We start from the raw sequence: 18,190 nt of genomic DNA, 5'->3' as shown, positions 1-18,190 counted from the left end.
TATCTCCCCCTCCACGTAACGACAAAATTAATTCCTAAAATACTAGATTTTACCGCCATTAAATATTAGCCCAGACAATAAACTAAAAACACTTAACAATGGAACTATCAATAGATAGCTATGTTTATACATGGATAATATCCTTTTCTTTAAAAATAATAACCAATCCAATATATAGACAAGCAAGTATTATTAGGTCCTTAAGGTATATGAGTAGGTATTTTAATAAATTCAAACCTGAAGAAGAGAACAAATGATCATAAACCACAATATCGCTAAAGTGCGTATCCCAGCCCAAAATTAAATCGCAGCAAACAAGCAAGGTACTAGAAATAAACGTAAGTATTAACGATTTTATCTCTGAAAAAGTGAGGATATAATAGGTTAAAAAAAACAGCCCAAGCATACTATAAAGAAATGCCGTACTTAAAAAAGAAACCAATGCCCCTAAATAAAAGCCCGTTTGAATGAGAAGAGATATATCAGCCAATAAAGAGATCATCAAGACATTAATCATAGTAAATATTCCTACAAAAAGGATAGATAGGTATATTGCCTTAAGACACATTTTTCTTATGATATCCTTTCTGCGCATTCGGATTATTAGGTTTTCAATAGTATAAAAATAATTTGATATAAGCAACAATAAATATAAAAGTGCGTATATCGTCCCATGCAACATAAGAAAATTATAGCCCGCGTAAGACGTAGATAAATCCAGCAAATTGAAATGGTTAATACCAGCATCTATATTATTCCAGTTTAAAGATAACCATAAAAATGCAAAAAAAGAGATAATAAATATAAACTTTAGATAGTTATAACTCATCAAATTTCACCTTGTATTGCCATGCTGAAAGCAAGAAAATAAAAACGATGGCAACGAATAAAATACCAGCTGGAATGATTTCTCTAAATCCATATTCTATAAATGGCTGCATTAGATAAGTTAAGCTGTTAGGCAACATGATTTGTAAAATCCAGATAAAGAAAGCAGCAGGATAAACATATTTGTAATGTGGAAATAACAGACTCAAAGCTGTACACATTAAACCACAGCAACCAGCAAGAATCGCAAAAACGAATAGATAAATAATATAAGCTATATAAGGATGTTTCAAGGATAGCGTTAACAAAGTGACATTATGATCTGGATACATTTCTAATCCCATAAAATTTTGTCCACCATTAAAAATAATGAGTGAAAGAACAAAATTCAAAAGCAGTGAAGATAATAAAATAATAAATGGCAAGAAAAAAGATAGAAAAAAACGAGCTTTTAAAAGTTCACTTCTTGAACATTTGGTGTACGTGATATGGGAATAGCCTATTTTCTTTTCGAGGATATAAAAATCAGAATAAATGAGTAAAATATAAAGCGGTAAAATCCAAATCAAGAGCATTTGAGCCACATGCCCCTGTGAAGTACCAGATAAGAAACTTGCATAAGCAGGGTGTAATAAGTTTTCCCTCGATAATTTTCCCCCATAGGCTTCTGGATGTAGCCAATAGTCAAAAAAATTGGCATATACATTCATTAACAAATCGACAAAGGGTATCACAAATAACAAACAAATAAATAAGAGACTTTTTTTATTCTTACCAATTCGATACAATTCACTCGTCAACAAACATATCTCTCCAAACTATCCTTTTTTTCAACACTTTTCCAAAAAATATTTATCATTATATAGAAAATATTGAGTTAAATCAAGCATTTTTTGATTTTTTGAAATAGAAAGACATTTCGGAAATATGGACGAACACACGGGGTTTCTGCCATTAAAAAAAGAGATATTGTTTTTGCACAATACCTCTTTTTCTTTACTTATAACAGCTCTTTCCTGAGCTGTTCAGGAGATTTGGGCGATAAAAGCCCGACAGGGACATCAAAAACGGTTTTGGCGCCAAATTCGCCCTGCTTGTTCAATTTGTATGCCGCCCTGGCATAGGCAACCAAAATGCTCGAGGTAAATTCGGGATTGCTGTCCAGTTTTAATGAGTACTCGGCAATTTGGTTTGTTCCTTCCCCTGTTTTTCCGCTGCGGATGACAAACCCGCCATGAAGCATTTTGGAATGATTTTTCTCCAACTCTTCTTCAGATATAAAGTGAACAGTCGTATCATAATCCGCAAAATAATTCGGCATCGTTTTAATTTCCCGCTCAATCCGTTCTACATCGGCCCCTTCTTCCGCCACAACGTAGCATTCGCGCAAATGCTTTTCCCGTGTGGACAGTTCGGGATTTTCTCCCCTTCTGACCCTTTCAACCGCTTCTTCAATCGGAATGGTATACTGGACGGCCCCTTTTACGCCTTCAATTCTGCGAACAGCATCCGAATGGCCCTGACTGAGCCCCTTTCCCCAGAAAGTATATGTTGCCCCTTCCGGAAGGATCGCTTCCCCCAGCAGCCTGTTTAACGAAAACATGCCCGGATCCCATCCGACAGAGATAATGCTCGTCTTTTGCGCGGAAGCTGCCGCCTCGTTCACTGCCGCATAATATTCAGGTATTTTGGCGTGCGTATCAAAGCTGTCAATCGTGTTAAACATTTTTGCAAACCGAGGGCCCTGCTCCGGAAGATCTGTTGCAGAACCTCCGCATAAAATCATCACATCAATGTCGTTTACAAATTTTTCAGCTTCAGAAATGTGTAAAACTTTTACTTGAGGATTCTTCACTTGAACATTTTCCGGATTCCGGCGTGAAAAAACAGCAACAAGCTCCATATCCGGATTTTTACCAATCGCCGACTCTACTCCACGCCCCAAATTACCATATCCAACAATGCCTATTTTGATTTTTTCCATCGTCATGCCTCCTTGTAAATTCCTGACTAACCAATGATAACGCGTTCTTTCGGATAATGGAAATCGGGTTCTTTCTCATTGCCTGCCATGATGAACAGGAACGATAATATCCCGACCCTGCCGATGAACATTAATATGATCAACAGCCATTTGCCCGTATTGGTTAAATCGGCTGTAATCCCCATGGAAGCCCCGCAAGTGCCAAAAGCGGAGGAAACCTCAAAAATGATGGCAAGCAGGCCCGCATCTTCCGTATAGGATAAAACGATGACGGAAATGCCAAATATCAAAACTGCAAGCAAAAGAACAACAAGCGACTTGATCACATCATCCTGATGGATCTCTCTTTTAAAAATTTTAATCGATCTGTTCCCTCTTGCATAATGATAAAGAAATAAAATATTCAACGCAAAAGTGGTCGTCCGGATTCCGCCTCCAACAGAGCTGGGTGATGCACCGATAAACATGAGTGCCGACATAAAAAGTGCCGTGGAATGGTGCAAATCGTTTATATCGAGAGTCAATAATCCCGCACTTCTCATCGTGGTTGACTGGAACAATGCATAAAAAAATGACTCATGCCAGGATTTCCCCGCAAAAAAACCATTATATTCCAAAAAAATGATTACAATGGTTCCAAAACCCAACAATATAAAATAAGTGGAGGTCGTAATCTTCGTAAAAAGTGAAAAACGAAAGCGCCTGTTTTCATGCTTATGGAACAAAAATTTTTTGACTTCGATCCAAACCGGAAATCCAATCGCTCCCAGGATGATTAAAATAATCATTATAAACTGAACAAAATAGTCGCCGGCAAAAGGAATCAGCGATTCCCCGGTAATATCAAACCCCGCGTTTGTCGTGGCGCTGACAGAAGCAAACAGGCCCTGCAGAAAAGCCTCCTGCCAAGTTGGAAAATAATTCATATAATAAACGCCGAGTACCAATGCGCCAAGTACTTCAATCAATAATATCAAAGTGATAATTTGCCTGAGCAAATTGACCAATCCTGAAAAATTAAGCTGATTTTGGTCCGTTTTGATCAGCTGCCTTTGTTTTAACCCGATTTTTTTTCCGAAAATAAGCCAAAAAAATGTACTTATTGTCATAATGCCGATCCCGCCGATTTGCAAGGCAAAGATCAAGATAAAAATCCCTGTTACAGTAAAAGTTTCCGCTAAATCAACCGTTGTCAGCCCAGTTACGCTAACGGAGCTGGCTGCAACGAAAACAGCATCCATTGCCGACCAATCAGCCCCGTTTTGCCTGGCGACAGGGAGGCTCAAAAGAAGCGAAACAACCGCCACCGCCAACAAATAATATGTAACCAATAAGCGGAACGGTGTCAGGGACAGTCTGTATAGTTTTTGTTTATGTATCGGTTTGTCATTCATCTTTTCATTTCCCTTTTCATACTCATTCTTACATAATAAGCAAAATGACATGGAAAGGAAAGGATTTTAACTGTCATTTTTTGAAAGTTGAACAAACAAAGCTATTTTAACACGATTTTATCCACATGCAGCATGTTCCAGCATTGTTTTAACTTTACGCGGGATAATAACCATTAAGCCAAGCAAAGGAAAGGAGGAATCAGTTATGGCACAACGAAGCAATCAATTGCTCGTTCCCGGGGTAGAACAATTTTTGGACAACGTAAAGTACGAAATAGCACAGGAATTCGGCGTTACCCTCGGATCTGATACGGCAGCGAGGGCAAATGGTTCCGTTGGGGGAGAGATCACGAAGCGGCTTGTAAAACAGGCGCAAGCCCAATTGTCAGACCAGAAAAATAACTCTTAAATGAAACCGTCCCTGTCTTTTAAAACAGGGACGGTCCGTTTGATCATTGTGCTTTTCTTTGGTTTATATCATTTTTTGCAGCAACAGCCTTTTTTTTCGACAGAAAATATCCGCCGGCTGCAATGAGGACAAGCACGATCCAGAAAGCGAGCTTCCATTCGGCTGATTCCGGAAAGTGTTTGTTTAAAACACCCAGTTGTGGATGTGCCAATGTTAACACAGCCAGTTTAACCCCTACCCAGCCAACGATTAAAAAGGCAGATGTTTCCAAACCGGGATATTGGGCCAGCAATCGCACAAAGGTCGTGGCGGCAAAACGCATGATCACCACCCCGATCAGGCCTCCGAGCAGCATGACGAGAAACTGGCCTCCATCTATGCCCCCCACTTGAAACCATCCGGTCGGCTTCAATGTGACCGCAAGGACAACGGCTGCAAGCATGGAATCAATCGCAAAAGCAATATCCGCAATTTCCACTTTCAGGACTGTTGGCCAAAAGGAGCGGGACTTTCCATTTTTTCCTTTTTCCTCTTTCTTTTCTTTACCGTTTGCCGAATACTTTTTCACAATATGATGAACAGATAAAAATAATAAATAGGCCGCACCTATCGCCTGTATTTGCCATACATTTACCAAATAAGTAATCAGGAATAAGGCGATAAAACGAAAAACAAGTGCACCGAACAGGCCATAAAACAAGGCCTTTTTTTGTTTTTCCCTGGGAAGGTGTTTTACCATGACAGCCATAACGACTGCATTGTCCGCGGCGAGAATCCCTTCCAGTCCCACCAAAATAAGCAATACCCACAAGTATTCCAAGATCGTTGAAATATCCAAACATATCCCTCCAATGAAATATAGACATTCCACCGGGCATTTAATTGGATTTTCCAACAATCAAAAAGACCCCTGCCCGATGGGCAAAGGTCTTGCTGGACATTGTTCATGCCAACAAAGCCGGTGAAGAAACTTCACGAATTGACGACTTTGTTTCAGATGCAGAAAAAAGCATCTGATGCTACTCCCCTTTGACTAAAAGCCAAGCCTATTAAGTTAATTAGTATTATAAAACAGGAAAGAGCAAAATTCAATAGTTTTAATCAGGATTTTTTTCTGGTATTCATTTTTCTTGTTTCTGGGTCAAACAGGCTGTATACAACCGGAATAACGAATAAAGTAAGGAATGTACTGCTGATGAGACCACCGATGACGGCTACACCCATCGGCTGGTTCATTTCCGTCCCTTCCCCTATTCCGAGGGCAAGGGGGACAAGTCCCAAAATCGTAGTAAGGGCCGTCATGAAAACAGGGCGAACCCTGTCTTTTACCGAAATGATGAGTGCATCATAGCTCGGAATTCCGGCTCTTTTCTTTTGGTTGATATAATCGACAATTACAATTGCATTGTTTACGACAATACCAGCCAAAATGATGATGCCGATCAACGCCGGTATGCTGAGCGGGATTTGTGCCATGAACAGTGCGATCGTGACCCCGATCACCATTAACGGTACCGTAAACATTATGACAAACGGATATTGGAATGATTCAAATTGGGCTGCCATAACAATGTAGACAAGAATAACGGCAAGCACAAACGCCATCACCATGTCGTTAATCGAGTCTTTGAGCAGCTCCGATTCACCGCTGAACGTTATTTCCGTTGAATCGTCAAGATGCAGGCCCGCGATGGCTTGATTGACTCTTTTTGTCATATCCCCCAAGTTTGTATCCGTGTCGTATGTTAATGTAAATTCCACAGAATCCTGCTGATTAATCCGCTGGATTTCAACCGGGCCTTTCCCCCTCTTCACTGTCGCCACATCTTTCAATTCTGCGTACGAACCGTCAGGCTTTTTGATCAGAAGCGTTTTTAATTTATCGAGATTCCTTGTCACTTTCTCATCATATTGAACGAATACGCCATACACATCAGAATCATCCCCAATAATCTGTGCCGCCTGGACCCCTCTTGTCACATCGTTTACGATCGAAGCGATTTGCGCCGGAGCAAGCCCCGCCTCAAATGCTTTTTCCCGGTCAATGGCAATTTGCACCTCTTCCACGGTTTCAGCGGTGCTGGTGGAAAGATCTGTAACATGTTTCAACTGTTCAAGCTCTTTGTATATTTTTTTTGTATTTTGATCGAGCCGCTCTTTGTTTGTATCACTGACATAAAACGTCAGGGTTTGCGGCGCCATTCCGGAAGCCGTATTCACATTGAATCTCAATTCCGTTCCTTTTTTTGCCTTGCTGATCTCTTGTTCCAAGCCGGGCTTTATTTCTTCTACATACTCAAACAATGAGATATCCCGGTCTTCCAGCGGCTGCAGCTTTACATACATTTCGGCCGTATTCGGATTTGACGTTCCCTGAAACGAAGCTTCCTGGGTTGTGCCGATCAAACTGACATACGTACTGACCACTTCGTCATCTTTCAAACGGTTTTCAATGATTTCCGCCATTTTCTCCGTTTCGGACCGAGCAGCCCCGTTTTCAAGCTCGACACGGATGCTGAAATATCCTTCATCCGTAGGCGGCAAAAACTGCATGCCTACGGTTGAAAGACCGGCCGCTCCGCCAACAAAAAGCAGCAGGGAAACGAGCAATACAATAAACCGGTGCCTTAATGACCAGCGAATCGAACGTTCCAGAACCTTATACGGCTTGGATCTGCGCCTTCTTGCTTCCAAATCGCCGGCTGGCTGTTTCAGCACCCTGGCCGCAAGCATCGGAACAACAGTCAAAGCAACAAACAGCGAGGCAAAGAGGCTGAATGTGATCGTAAAAGCGAATTCCTTAAACAATTGGCCCAACAGGCCGCTGATAAACACGACAGGCAAAAACACAGCAACCGTTGTCAATGTGGACGCGGTAATGGCGCCTGCAATTTCCTGGGCCCCTTCCCTTGCCGCCGTTTTCGGTTCTTTTCTCATCGAAAGATGGCGATTAATATTTTCAATCACAACGATCGCATTATCCACAAGCATCCCGATTCCAAGAGCCAGCCCCCCGAGGGTCATTATATTTAAGTCAAGATTGGCAACATACATCAGCACAAATGTCACGATGACGGAGTAAGGGATCGCAATCCCGATGATGAGGGGGCTTTTTACGCTTCGCAAAAAGAAAAACAGGACCAGCATGGCAAGCGCTCCCCCAATGACAAGGGAAGAGGCAATATTTCCGATGGCAACTCTTATATAATCTCCCTGGTCAAACAAAATATCGGCATCAATATCTTGATATCGCTCTTTTTTAAGGAGATTTTTTAACGCTTTTTGAAAATTTTTTGAGACGTTTGCCGTGTTTGCATCAGATTCCTGCAGAACGCTGACGAGGACAGACGGCAATTGATTGGTTCTGGTAATCGTATTCTCTTCCTGTTTTTGCTGTTTTACGGCAGCTACATCCCCAATGCGGATTTTATCCCCGGTTAGCGGATCTACTGTTACCGCAAGTTTTTCAATATCCTTCGGGGAATGAAGGGTGCTGATAATGCGTGTCGTCAGCTCCTTGCCGTCCGTCAAAATGGTTTCCCCGGGCGCCGTCATATTGTTCGCCTGTACTGCGTTCACGATATCCGACTGGGAAAGGCCCCAGTCCTTTAGTTTGTTTTGATCAAGCGTGATCCGGATTTCTTCCGTAAGCGTCCCGGAAACATTCACACTTGCCACGCCTTCCACCCTTTTCAGCTCAGTCGCCAGTTGGTCGGCAAGTTTTTTCAATGACGCTTCATCCGAATCTGATTTCAGAGACAGTTGGATAACCGGAAACTGCGATGGATCAAACTTTAACAATCTTGGCTTCTGTACATCGGAAGGAACGCGCGTCTGGTCAATTCGCTGCAATATATCATTTTGAACGTCATCAATCGAAGTTGACCAGGAAAATTCCAATAAAACAAGGTTTGAGCCTTCTTCGGAAAAAGATTGGATATTTTTGATGCCGGGCAGTGTCGATAAACTTGCTTCCAGCGGTTTCGTCACTTTTTCCAAAACTTCCTCCGGGCCGGCTCCCTCATATGTCGTTATGACGACTGCAATCGGAGGATTGATATCGGGTATCAACTTAAGCGGGATTTTGAATAATGATACAGCCCCGAGAATGATGACGAGAAACATCGTCACAATCGTAAAAACTGGTCTTCTGATCGAAAAATGGCTGAGATTCACAACCAGGACTCCTTTCGGAATGACTGAACCATTACCATTATATCAATGGATCGCTGCCGATCATAAGTTTTAGAAAGGAAAATAACCAAAACAGCAAACCGGTTTTACAACACTTGACAGTTCAGAAGGCAAAACTCCCCAGAAACAGCGGTATCGCGTTTTTGGGGAGCGTATCATTTGTTTGCATGCCGATGTGCATTATATCCTTTATTTATAAACATGAGTCGGGCCTGTCAGCTGCCAGGCCGGCCGTCTCGACAGGCTCAAAGTATATGCCCGCTATATCCCGGAATATAGGTTTATCGTACCTGTAGGAGGCCCGTCTGTCAAAGCCGGTAACACCCGCTGCAAACAGCGGGTGCTGTTTCCGCCGGATTACTTTATATTCATCTGATTTTGGTCTGTTGCAATTTGAAGGGCCGCAAGTCTTTTATTGTTGGTGGCAATGATATAAACCGCGGCAAATGTAATGGCAAGAGCGACGATGGAACCGATGTTAAACAGTCCTTTTTCGGAGTACCAAACGATGGAATAGCCGATGGATCCGGTCAGCAGGGCATAATAAGTAAACGGGAACAATGTTTTCCGGATAACGGTTCCTTCTTTGCCAAGGAGCCCAACAACAGCTGATGCTGCCACAACATTGTGAACACAGATCATGTTACCTGCTGCGCCCCCCACCGATTGCAGCGCCACAATCCAGGTCGGGTCAACACCGATTTGCGAACCGACATCATATTGAAACAGGGAGAACATCATATTGCTTACCGTGTTGCTTCCGGCGATAAATGCACCAAGCCCTCCGATGAAGGTGGCAAAAAACGGCCAAAATTCCCCGGCAATCGCTGCCACGCCATCGGCGAGTTCAATCGGCATTCTTTCATAACCGGCGGCACCCCCTCCACTGTTTAGAAACACCTGAACCATCGGCACTGTAAAAATAAGGGCGGTGGATGCGGCCAGTGCGGTTTTTCCGGATTGTGCCCAGGCGTTTTTGTAAGTGTTCCCATTCATTCCGTGTATAAAATAGGTGATGACAGAAACAAGTATAAATATGGTTCCCGGTGAATAAAGCGGCTGGAAGCTTGCTGTAATTCCGGATCCGAACATGTTTTCAAACGCGATTGTCCATGATTGTGCCCATTCCATCAACGGCAGGGTCTTTAATCTTGTCAAAACAAGGAATACTCCGACAAGAATATAAGGGGACCAGGCACGCACCATTGACATGGAACCGCTTTTGTGTGCAACGTCTTTTAATATGACTTTTCCCGTCCACTCCGGATCCCACTTTGATTCATCCTCAAAGTTCCATGTCTCTTTCTTTGACGGCATAAATAAACCTTTCTTGGCTGTCGCCACAACAATGAGCAAACCGACCAGCCCGCCCGTCATGGACGGAAATTCGGGTCCCAGCACATTTGCGACGATAACATAGGGAATCGTCATGGCGAAAGCGGCAAACAGCGCAAATTTCCAAACCTTGATTCCTTCCGAGAACGATTTGTTTTTGCCAAAAAACCGCGTCATCAGCGCTACAACGAACAAGGGCACCAGTGTACCGGCAATCATGTGCAAAATGGCCGCTTTTCCGCCGATCAGGGTAACCAGCTGCAGGAAATCATTGCTGATGCCGGGGTCTGCAGACAGACCGGTATGAATTCCAACAAGAACCGGCGTTCCTACTGCCCCAAACGTAACAGGGGTACTTTGAATGACCATTCCCGCCACAACCGCCGCCATGGCCGGAAAGCCCAAACCGACAAGCAGCGGGACAGCAACGGCGGCAGGGGTCCCGAATCCGGAAGCACCCTCAATAAAAGAGCCGAACAGCCAGGCAATGATGATCACCTGGATCCGCCGGTCTTCGGAAATATCCGTAAATCCCCGGCGGATCGTTTTCATCCCGCCGCTTTCCTGGAGCGTATTTAACAGCAAAATGGCACCAAAGATGATATATAAAAGCGTAAATGCGACGACCACCCCGTTGATCGTGGCTGCCGCCACATTCGCTCCGGGAACCTTCCAAACAAAAAGTGCAAGCAAAACCGCCAAAACATAAGAAATTGGCATGGCCCTGCTTGCAGGCCATCTTAATCCGACAAGAAACACCCCGACAGCAAGAATCGGCAAGAGAGACAGAAAAGCAAGCCAGCCTGTACTCATCAAACAATCCCCTTTCAAGGCGAGTTTTTCAAATTTCCTTCTTTTTGGTGAATGCTTTCTTTTGGACAGGAAACCTTGTTTCTTACTTTTTCTTCCATTCTTCTTTTATTTCGGCGCAACGGCCCGGTGTCGGAAACATTTTTCCTGCATTCAACAAGTTTACCGGATTAAATACGCGGCGGATGTCGGTTTGGGCTTTGATTTCCTCATCTGTAAAAACAAATCGCATTTCTTCCTTTTTCTCGATGCCGACGCCATGCTCGCCCGTAATCGTCCCGCCTGCATCGGCGCATGCCTTTAGGCAGGCGCTTCCCGCTTCGATCGCTTTTTCCGTTTCACCCGGAATCCGTGAATCAAAGAGAACAAGCGGATGGAGGTTTCCGTCACCGGCATGAAAAATATTGGCAATTCTTAATTCATAATCTTTGCTGATTTGATGGATGCTTTTCAGCACTTCAGGAAGTTTGCTGCGCGGAATGACGCCGTCCTGAACGAGATAATCATTGGAAATGGCGCCCATCGCCCCAAATCCCGTTTTTCGGTTTGCCCACCACCTTTCCCGTTCCTGTTCATTTTTGGCAGCCCTCACCTCCCTTACATTTCTCTTTTTGCACACTTCCAATATTTGTTCTATCTGTTCGTCAATTCCCGCGGCGATTCCGTCTACTTCTATTAATAATACCGCCTCAATATCTCTCGGATGCCCGACCGGGAAAGCGGCTGATTCTACGCCTTCAATGGCGATTTTATCCATCATCTCCAATGCAGCAGGCACAATTCCTGCCGAAACGATATCAGACACTGCCTGGCTTCCGTCTTCAATCCGATCAAAATAGGCGAGAACCGTTTGCTTTGCTTCCGGATTTTTCAGAAGCCTGACGGTAATTTTCGTTACAATCCCCAATGTGCCTTCGGAGCCTGTCAAGAGCCCGAGCAAATCATAGCCGGGTTCATCCGGAATGCCGTTTTTGCCGATTTCAATGATTTCCCCGTTCGGCAAAACGACCTCCAGCCCCAATATATGATTTGTCGTCACGCCATATTTCAGGCAGTGCGCCCCGCCGGCGTTCTCGGCGACATTGCCCCCGATCGTGCAGCAGTACTGGCTCGACGGATCCGGGGCATAATAATAATCCTTATGCTCAACCGAACGGGTCAGCTGCAAGTTGATAAAACCCGGCTCCACTACTGCTCTTCTGTTTTCAAGGTCAACGCTTATAAGCCGTTTCATTCTCGTCAAACTGATGATGACTTCGCCGTTGAGCGGAATCGCCCCGCCGCTGAGGCCCGTTCCGGCCCCGCGCGCTAAAAAAGGTAAATTGTGGTCTGAACAATATTTGACAACCGCTGCCACTTCTTGCGTATTTTCCGGAAAAACAACCGCCCGCGGCATATGTCTCTGAACCGTAAAACCATCGCAATCATAGGCTGCCAAATCCGCTTGTTTGTACAAAATGGCATTTCTTCCCGACAGGAGAGAAGCCAGGTTTTGTATATGGCCGTCGTCCGCTTTTAATTTGGGTGCCTGCATGACTTCTTCCCCTCCCCTTCTTTTTGATAGGCAAGGTCAAGCAATTGAATCGTATGGACGATTTCCTGGTTTCGTCCCTGCCTTTGCACACCCAGGGCCATTTGCAGCATGCAGCCCGGGTTCCCCATTGAAATGATTTCCACATCACCCGGGACATGTTTCATTTTGCTTTCCAAAATGGCATCGGCCATTTCCGGATTTGTAATATTATAAATTCCGGCGCTGCCGCAGCAACGGTCAGCGTTGGGCATTTCCACAATCTCCACGCCGGGTATATCGAGTAAAATTTCCCTCGGCTCTTTCTTGATACCCTGCCCATGAGCCAAATGACACGCATCGTGATACGTGACCCGCTTATGAATTTCGGCTGTTGGCTTTTTGTATCCGATATCATAAAGATATTCCGCTATATCCTTTACCTTGTTTGAAAAGTGTTCCGCACGTTCCTTCCATTCGGGATCGAAACGGAACAATTCGGGATATTCCTTCATCATCGACCCGCAGCCGGCGGCATTGACGACAATTGTATCGGCAGCTTCAAAGGCCTGAATATTCTGCATCGCCAATTTCCTTCCCATATCCCGGTCTCCGGCATGAACATGAAGGGCACCGCAGCATGTTTGATTTTTAGGAAGCGAAACATCGATTCCATTTCTTGTTAAGACATTGATTGTTGCTTCGTTGACATCGCTGAACATGACATCCATGATGCAGCCGGTTAAAAGAGCGGCGTCACCCTTTTTCTCTGCCTTAGTCCTGATAACATCTTCATTTTTGTATTTTTTTTGAACAGGCTGTTGTGTAATGGCAGGCATGATTTCCTCCATTTCAACGAGATGCTTTGGAATCACGTTGATCAGGCCGGTTTTTCTTGCAACGGTTTGCATTCCGCTTTTTTGATAAAATTTTAAAAGTCCGCCAAGTTTTTGCATTCGCGCGGGATATGGGAACAAACTTTCCAGAAAGAATTTGCCCACAACATTTTTCCAGCCGGTTAAAGGCATCGCCTGCCGGATTTGTCCCCTCGTTTCTTCAATCAGCCCACCCACATTGACATCTGCCGGGCATGCTGTTGTGCAGGCCCGGCAGTCCAAGCAATCAAAAACCGGATCAATCAAATCCTCATTTACTTCCAGCCTGCCCTCTGCAACGGATTGAATGAGATGGACGCGGCCTCGGGGTGAATGCTGTTCCTGCCCCGTGATTTCATATGTCGGACATGACTCCAGGCACATGCCGCAGTGCACGCAGTCGGCCCATTTATTCGGATCGGGGGGATCTTTCCAAAGATAGCCGCCCAGCGGCACTTCTTTGCAAGCAGGGGTTTGCTGAACTTCCTTTTCCTTTGCAGTCACTTATATCCCTCCCACAAATCTGTACGGATTTAATATGCCTTTTGGATCAATCTCTTTTTTAATCCCTTCCAGCAAAAAAAAGTAAGGCGGCTTTTCTCCCCAAACAGAAAGCTCTTTTCTTAAAGTTAAAGGCAAATGTGTAATGACGGCGTAACCTCCAAGCTGTTCTGCTTTGTTTCTCATTTGTTTTATTGCATCAATCACTTTGGCTTCTTCTCCGTAAAGATTGATTCGGCATAGCCCATGCCCCAAACCGCCATGGGCCTCCATTTCTATGTATTCGGAGTTTTCTAGTTTAATCGTTTCATCGATTATTGACACAACATCCGAATTAACGACCCCAATTTTAATGCCAGCCTTAAAAAATTCATTATCATCGTTTCGTTTTGAATAAAATGCATGCCAAAATTGTTTCGTTTCCTCTTCAGACAATATGAACAATTCAGAGCCTGAAGGCTTCATTGTACTGAGCATGTTTTCCTGATAAAGAACCGAACTTTCCACATCCTCAAAACCGACAACCATTGTTGTACATCCATGCCCTGTCAGATTGGCAGCCAATGTCGGATTCAGCAATTCAATCGCAACAGGTTCCAGTATGGCATCCAAAAGCTGAATCGCAAACCGGCGAATTTCTTCCATGTGATTGGCCGGGAAAGTGACGAAGGCGACGCTTTCATACTTTGGAAGAGGACGCAATTTGAATGTGGCTTCGGAAATCACCCCAAGCGTTCCCATGGAACCGATAAATAATTTATTCATATCGTAACCTGCCACATTTTTTACCACTTTGCCGCCGGTATGGATTATTGTGCCGTCCGGATAAACGATCCTCATTCCGATGACAGAATCCCGTGCGGATCCATGCCTAAATCGCTTCGGGCCGCTGTCATTGGCGGCAATCACCCCGCCCACCGTGGCTGCTTCAGGGGTAAACGGATCGATTGCCACTTTTTGTTGAAAGCCGGCAAGGAAATGTTGCAAATCACCAAAAAGGGTACCTGCCTTGACCGTTACAGTCATGTCACCTTGAACATGCTCCACGATCCCTTTATAGTCTCTCAGTGAAATCAGGATATCAGCCGATTCCATTAATCCGCCAAATCCTTTTTTCGTCCCGCTGCCCATCACCGAAACGGTTTGTCCCGACTCGTTTGCGTAGGCCAAAATATCGGCTATTTCTTGCTCGGTTTTAGGATAAACCGACACTTTTCCCCCATTGCCAAACCGGAAATCGTAATCTCCGCCATCATCAATACGGTATTCAGGCACAACCGCTTTTAAACGGGAGACAATGCTTGCTGTTGACATTTTCGTCCACTCCAATCGTGATGTGCTGTTTTCTTCATTTAATCATTAATCAAAATGGTATTCAAGACAATTTTTAGAATATACAAAACAGCGATACATTACTGGGAACACACTTTTTGAACGAATCTCCCTCGGGGATTATTGAAAAAGCCCCATCCAAGAAAGCTGGATGGGGTGAAAAATTTGATGATACATGTTTCAGAACATCTTAATGAAAATATTTATTGGCGCTTATTCTGCCTTTTTGACAATTCTACCATTTTTGAAGAGATACGATGCAAGGGAACTACATGATCAACGCACCCCAGTTGTATGGCCGATTTTGGCATACCATATACAACACAGGTTGCTTCAGATTCGGCAATGGTTGAAGCAGCACCTTCCTGTTTGCCTTTCAGCATTCCTTGGGCACCGTCATTGCCCATTCCGGTCATGATGATATAGTGGCGCTTTAACTTCTTTAGCTTGGCAACCGAATCATATAAAACATCGACAGATGGGCGATGTCCATTCCTATGTGGCTGTTTGTTCAATGCGACGCGATACCCATTGATTGTTTGGCGGACCTCCATGTGAAAGTCTCCGGGTGCGATATAAACGGTACCGCCTTGTATGATTTCGTTGTTTTCCGCTTCGGTCACCTTTACATTTGAAATATCGTTTAACCTTTTGGCCAAAAAATGGGTAAACTTTGGAGGCATATGCTGCACAACCAGAATCGGATCAAGAAAATCCGCCGGTAAAGCCGTTATGACAGTTTCCAAAGCTTTGGGTCCGCCTGTGGATGTTCCAATCGCAAATATTTGGTCAAAAGTAGTTTTCGGAACAATGCTGCGGGTTTCTTTCTTAATCTTTTCATTTATATGGCGTATAGGTTGGTTAAACGTTGAAATGGGGGCTTTGGCTGCTGTTTTTATTTTTGCAACAAGCTCTTCCCTCACCCGAAACATATCAACCGAGATGGCGCCCGAAGGCTTTTGAATAAAATCCACAGCACCGAGCTGGAGAGCCCTGATGGTTTCATATGCCCCCTTATCCGTAAGAGAACTGACCATTAAAGTGGGGGTGGGGAAATGTTTCATGATTTCTCCAAGTGCTGATATACCGTCCATTTCTGGCATTTCAATATCCATTGTAATGACGTCGGGCTTTAGCTTTTTCGTTAAATCTATGGCCTCCAGCCCGTTTTTGGCGATGCCGACAACTTGTAGGATCGGATCTTTATTAATGAGGTCTGAAAGAAGCTTGCGCATAAACATGGAGTCGTCAACAACGAGCACTCTGATTTTTAACACTGTAACCTCTCCTGCATTTTCTTATAAAAAAATGTGTCTGTTTCTTTCAATCCATATTTCTCAGGCTGAAAAATCTGCTCTGACCCTCCCACAAAAAGGTATCCGCCCTGATTCAGCGCCTTGCCGAATTTGTTAAAGACTTGTTCCTTGGCATCATCTGTAAAATAGATTAATACATTGCGGCAGATAATGAGGTCAAATCCTTCAGGAAAAGGGTCCGACAACAAGTTTTGCTGTTTAAATTCAACCTTGCTTTTTATATTTTCCCTGATGATGTAACGGTCGCCAGAAGCCTCAAAAAAAGTGGAAATTTGTAAAGGAGACAAATTTTTTAATGAACTTTCCTTGTATTCCCCACGTTTGGCTATCTCCATAACCTTTTGATTAATGTCCGTTGCCAAAATCCGATAATCTTTTATTTGTAAAGATGACAGTACCATTGCTGCACTATAGGGCTCCTCCCCGGTCGAACAGGCAGCACTCCAGCAACGGATCCTTTCTTTTTTCGATAAAATGTCGGGAATAATCTTTTTTCCGAGCACTTCCCAGCGTGCAGGATTCCGGAAAAATTCCGTAACATTAATCGTCATATGATCTAAAAATTCATCAAAAAGAACACGGTCATCCAACATTGCAGCATAAAAATCATTGAAGGTGGAAAAACCCTTTCTTGTTTTAAATGCTTTTAACCTTCGCTTCATCTGCTCTTCTTTATATAAGTGCAAATCAATGTTTGTCCGTTTCTTGATTCTTAAGATAAATTGTTCATAATCGTTCTGTGAGTCAATCACATTAAGCATGGTTTCACCTTTAACTTGATATGCCTTATTCTTCATACAATACCCGCAGCTCAATGGAATCCATATTGTTGACCGAAAGGGTTGTGTATAACGTATTCACTTCCGTTCCGGAAACCTCGATTGATTTTCCGACAACTAAAGTTGGGGGTGTGATATTCATGGATAACCCTTTTTCTGTAAAAATGGTCATGGCATTCCCGCAAATCATATTGCCCAATTCCAAAAGTGCGCTCTGTGCCATTTGATCCAGGGATTTTATTGTTGGAACCCCCATCATTACAGAAGAAATCTCCAAGCCGACCTGCATGGGGATTCTAAAAATGATCTGCCCGCGTATATCTCCGGTGATCCCGACCATCGTTAATATATCTTCGGATGATTCCGCTTCATATTCCTGCTCGCTGTTCAATTCTTGACAACTCATTTGAAATTGCTCAAAAACGTATGCAGAAGCCTTTAAAAAAGGCTCCAAATTCATTAGATTCATAAATTCCCAACCTCACTTGACCGCATGCTGCACTCTTTTTCATATCAGCCGCAGCATTGCTTATGTTATTTGCCGCCCATTTTGGTAATTGCAGTACGCATTCTCTGCGGATCTATCGGTTTGACAATAAAATCGGATGCACCCGCTATGATGGCATCTTTCACCATCGATTCTTGTCCCATTGCCGATGAAATCAGCACTTTGGCTTTGGGGTCAAATTCCTTGATTTCCCTTGTTGCCGTTATGCCATCTTTGTTTGGCATGGTAATATCCATGGTAACCAGGTCAGGCCTTAATTCTTTGTATTTTTCAACGGCATCATTGCCATCAACAGCCTCTCCAATGATTTCATGTCCAAATTCTTCCAACATTTTTCTCAAGGTCATCCGCATAAAGGCGGCGTCGTCCACAATTAAAATCCTCATTTTCCTATTGCTCCCATTCTGATATGAAG

The 18,190-nt window shown here is 43.8% G+C and carries 15 protein-coding genes and 1 riboswitch; of the genes, 1 reads left to right on the top strand and 14 read right to left on the bottom strand.

The features are described from left to right. Positions 1-124: 124 nt before the first annotated feature. The 4 genes from AB1L08_RS06725 to AB1L08_RS06710 all read right to left on the bottom strand — a co-directional run bounded on the left by AB1L08_RS06725 (position 125) and on the right by AB1L08_RS06710 (position 4,206). Complete coding sequence (locus tag AB1L08_RS06725; protein WP_413063894.1) at positions 125-829, bottom strand: WxPxxD family membrane protein; 705 nt, start codon at positions 827-829, stop codon at positions 125-127. Next, positions 819-1,631 (bottom strand): hypothetical protein, encoded by an 813-nt coding sequence (locus AB1L08_RS06720; RefSeq protein WP_413063893.1) that lies wholly within the window; start codon positions 1,629-1,631, stop codon positions 819-821. The genes AB1L08_RS06725 and AB1L08_RS06720 overlap by 11 nt, the downstream gene beginning before the upstream one ends. A gap of 197 nt (positions 1,632-1,828) precedes the next feature. After that, positions 1,829-2,812 carry a diaminopimelate dehydrogenase gene (locus tag AB1L08_RS06715; protein WP_413063892.1) on the bottom strand — a complete coding sequence of 328 codons (984 nt, stop codon included), beginning with the start codon at positions 2,810-2,812 and terminating at the stop codon, positions 1,829-1,831. Positions 2,813-2,838: 26 nt separating this feature from the next. Continuing rightward, positions 2,839-4,206 carry a TrkH family potassium uptake protein gene (locus AB1L08_RS06710; protein WP_413063891.1) on the bottom strand — a complete coding sequence of 456 codons (1,368 nt, stop codon included), beginning with the start codon at positions 4,204-4,206 and terminating at the stop codon, positions 2,839-2,841. 205 nt (positions 4,207-4,411) lie between these two features. On the opposite strand from AB1L08_RS06710, the gene AB1L08_RS06705 reads away from it, so the two are divergent. Further along, complete coding sequence (locus AB1L08_RS06705; RefSeq protein WP_413063890.1) at positions 4,412-4,615, top strand: alpha/beta-type small acid-soluble spore protein; 204 nt, start codon at positions 4,412-4,414, stop codon at positions 4,613-4,615. Positions 4,616-4,658: 43 nt separating this feature from the next. Here AB1L08_RS06705 and AB1L08_RS06700 read toward each other — a convergent pair whose 3' ends face one another. The 10 genes from AB1L08_RS06700 to AB1L08_RS06655 all read right to left on the bottom strand — a co-directional run bounded on the left by AB1L08_RS06700 (position 4,659) and on the right by AB1L08_RS06655 (position 18,161). Then, entirely contained in the window at positions 4,659-5,453 is a 795-nt protein-coding gene (locus AB1L08_RS06700) for a TerC family protein (RefSeq protein ID WP_413063889.1), read from the bottom strand. A gap of 34 nt (positions 5,454-5,487) precedes the next feature. Continuing rightward, positions 5,488-5,655: riboswitch (yybP-ykoY riboswitch) on the bottom strand. A gap of 61 nt (positions 5,656-5,716) precedes the next feature. Continuing rightward, on the bottom strand, positions 5,717-8,791 hold the full coding sequence (locus AB1L08_RS06695; RefSeq protein ID WP_413063888.1) for an efflux RND transporter permease subunit: 3,075 nt from the start codon (positions 8,789-8,791) through the stop codon (positions 5,717-5,719). A 375-nt stretch (positions 8,792-9,166) separates the two neighbouring features. Then, positions 9,167-10,957 (bottom strand): L-lactate permease, encoded by a 1,791-nt coding sequence (locus AB1L08_RS06690; RefSeq protein ID WP_413063887.1) that lies wholly within the window; start codon positions 10,955-10,957, stop codon positions 9,167-9,169. An 82-nt stretch (positions 10,958-11,039) separates the two neighbouring features. Next, complete coding sequence (locus tag AB1L08_RS06685; protein WP_413063886.1) at positions 11,040-12,488, bottom strand: FAD-binding oxidoreductase; 1,449 nt, start codon at positions 12,486-12,488, stop codon at positions 11,040-11,042. After that, complete coding sequence (locus AB1L08_RS06680; RefSeq protein ID WP_413063885.1) at positions 12,470-13,843, bottom strand: (Fe-S)-binding protein; 1,374 nt, start codon at positions 13,841-13,843, stop codon at positions 12,470-12,472. The genes AB1L08_RS06685 and AB1L08_RS06680 overlap by 19 nt, the downstream gene beginning before the upstream one ends. Next, the gene (locus AB1L08_RS06675) at positions 13,844-15,154 is read right to left on the bottom strand and encodes an FAD-binding oxidoreductase (RefSeq protein WP_413063884.1); all 1,311 of its coding nucleotides are present in this window, start codon (positions 15,152-15,154) and stop codon (positions 13,844-13,846) included. Between the two features lie 221 nt (positions 15,155-15,375). Then, positions 15,376-16,449: a protein-glutamate methylesterase/protein-glutamine glutaminase gene (locus tag AB1L08_RS06670; protein ID WP_413063883.1), complete on the bottom strand. Its 1,074-nt coding sequence runs from the start codon at positions 16,447-16,449 to the stop codon at positions 15,376-15,378. Then, complete coding sequence (locus AB1L08_RS06665) at positions 16,443-17,285, bottom strand: CheR family methyltransferase (RefSeq protein WP_413063882.1); 843 nt, start codon at positions 17,283-17,285, stop codon at positions 16,443-16,445. Before AB1L08_RS06665 ends, AB1L08_RS06670 begins: the two co-directional genes overlap by 7 nt. Continuing rightward, the gene (locus AB1L08_RS06660; protein WP_413063881.1) at positions 17,275-17,736 is read right to left on the bottom strand and encodes a chemotaxis protein CheX; all 462 of its coding nucleotides are present in this window, start codon (positions 17,734-17,736) and stop codon (positions 17,275-17,277) included. Before AB1L08_RS06660 ends, AB1L08_RS06665 begins: the two co-directional genes overlap by 11 nt. A gap of 65 nt (positions 17,737-17,801) precedes the next feature. Continuing rightward, complete coding sequence (locus tag AB1L08_RS06655) at positions 17,802-18,161, bottom strand: response regulator (RefSeq protein WP_413063880.1); 360 nt, start codon at positions 18,159-18,161, stop codon at positions 17,802-17,804. Positions 18,162-18,190 lie beyond the last annotated feature (29 nt).

It is taken from the genome of Siminovitchia jepli (genome assembly GCF_047228825.1).
GTDB lineage: Bacteria > Bacillota > Bacilli > Bacillales > Bacillaceae_C > Siminovitchia.
Note: the sequence above shows the minus strand (reverse complement) of the source record. Positions and strands in the feature narration are given on the sequence as shown.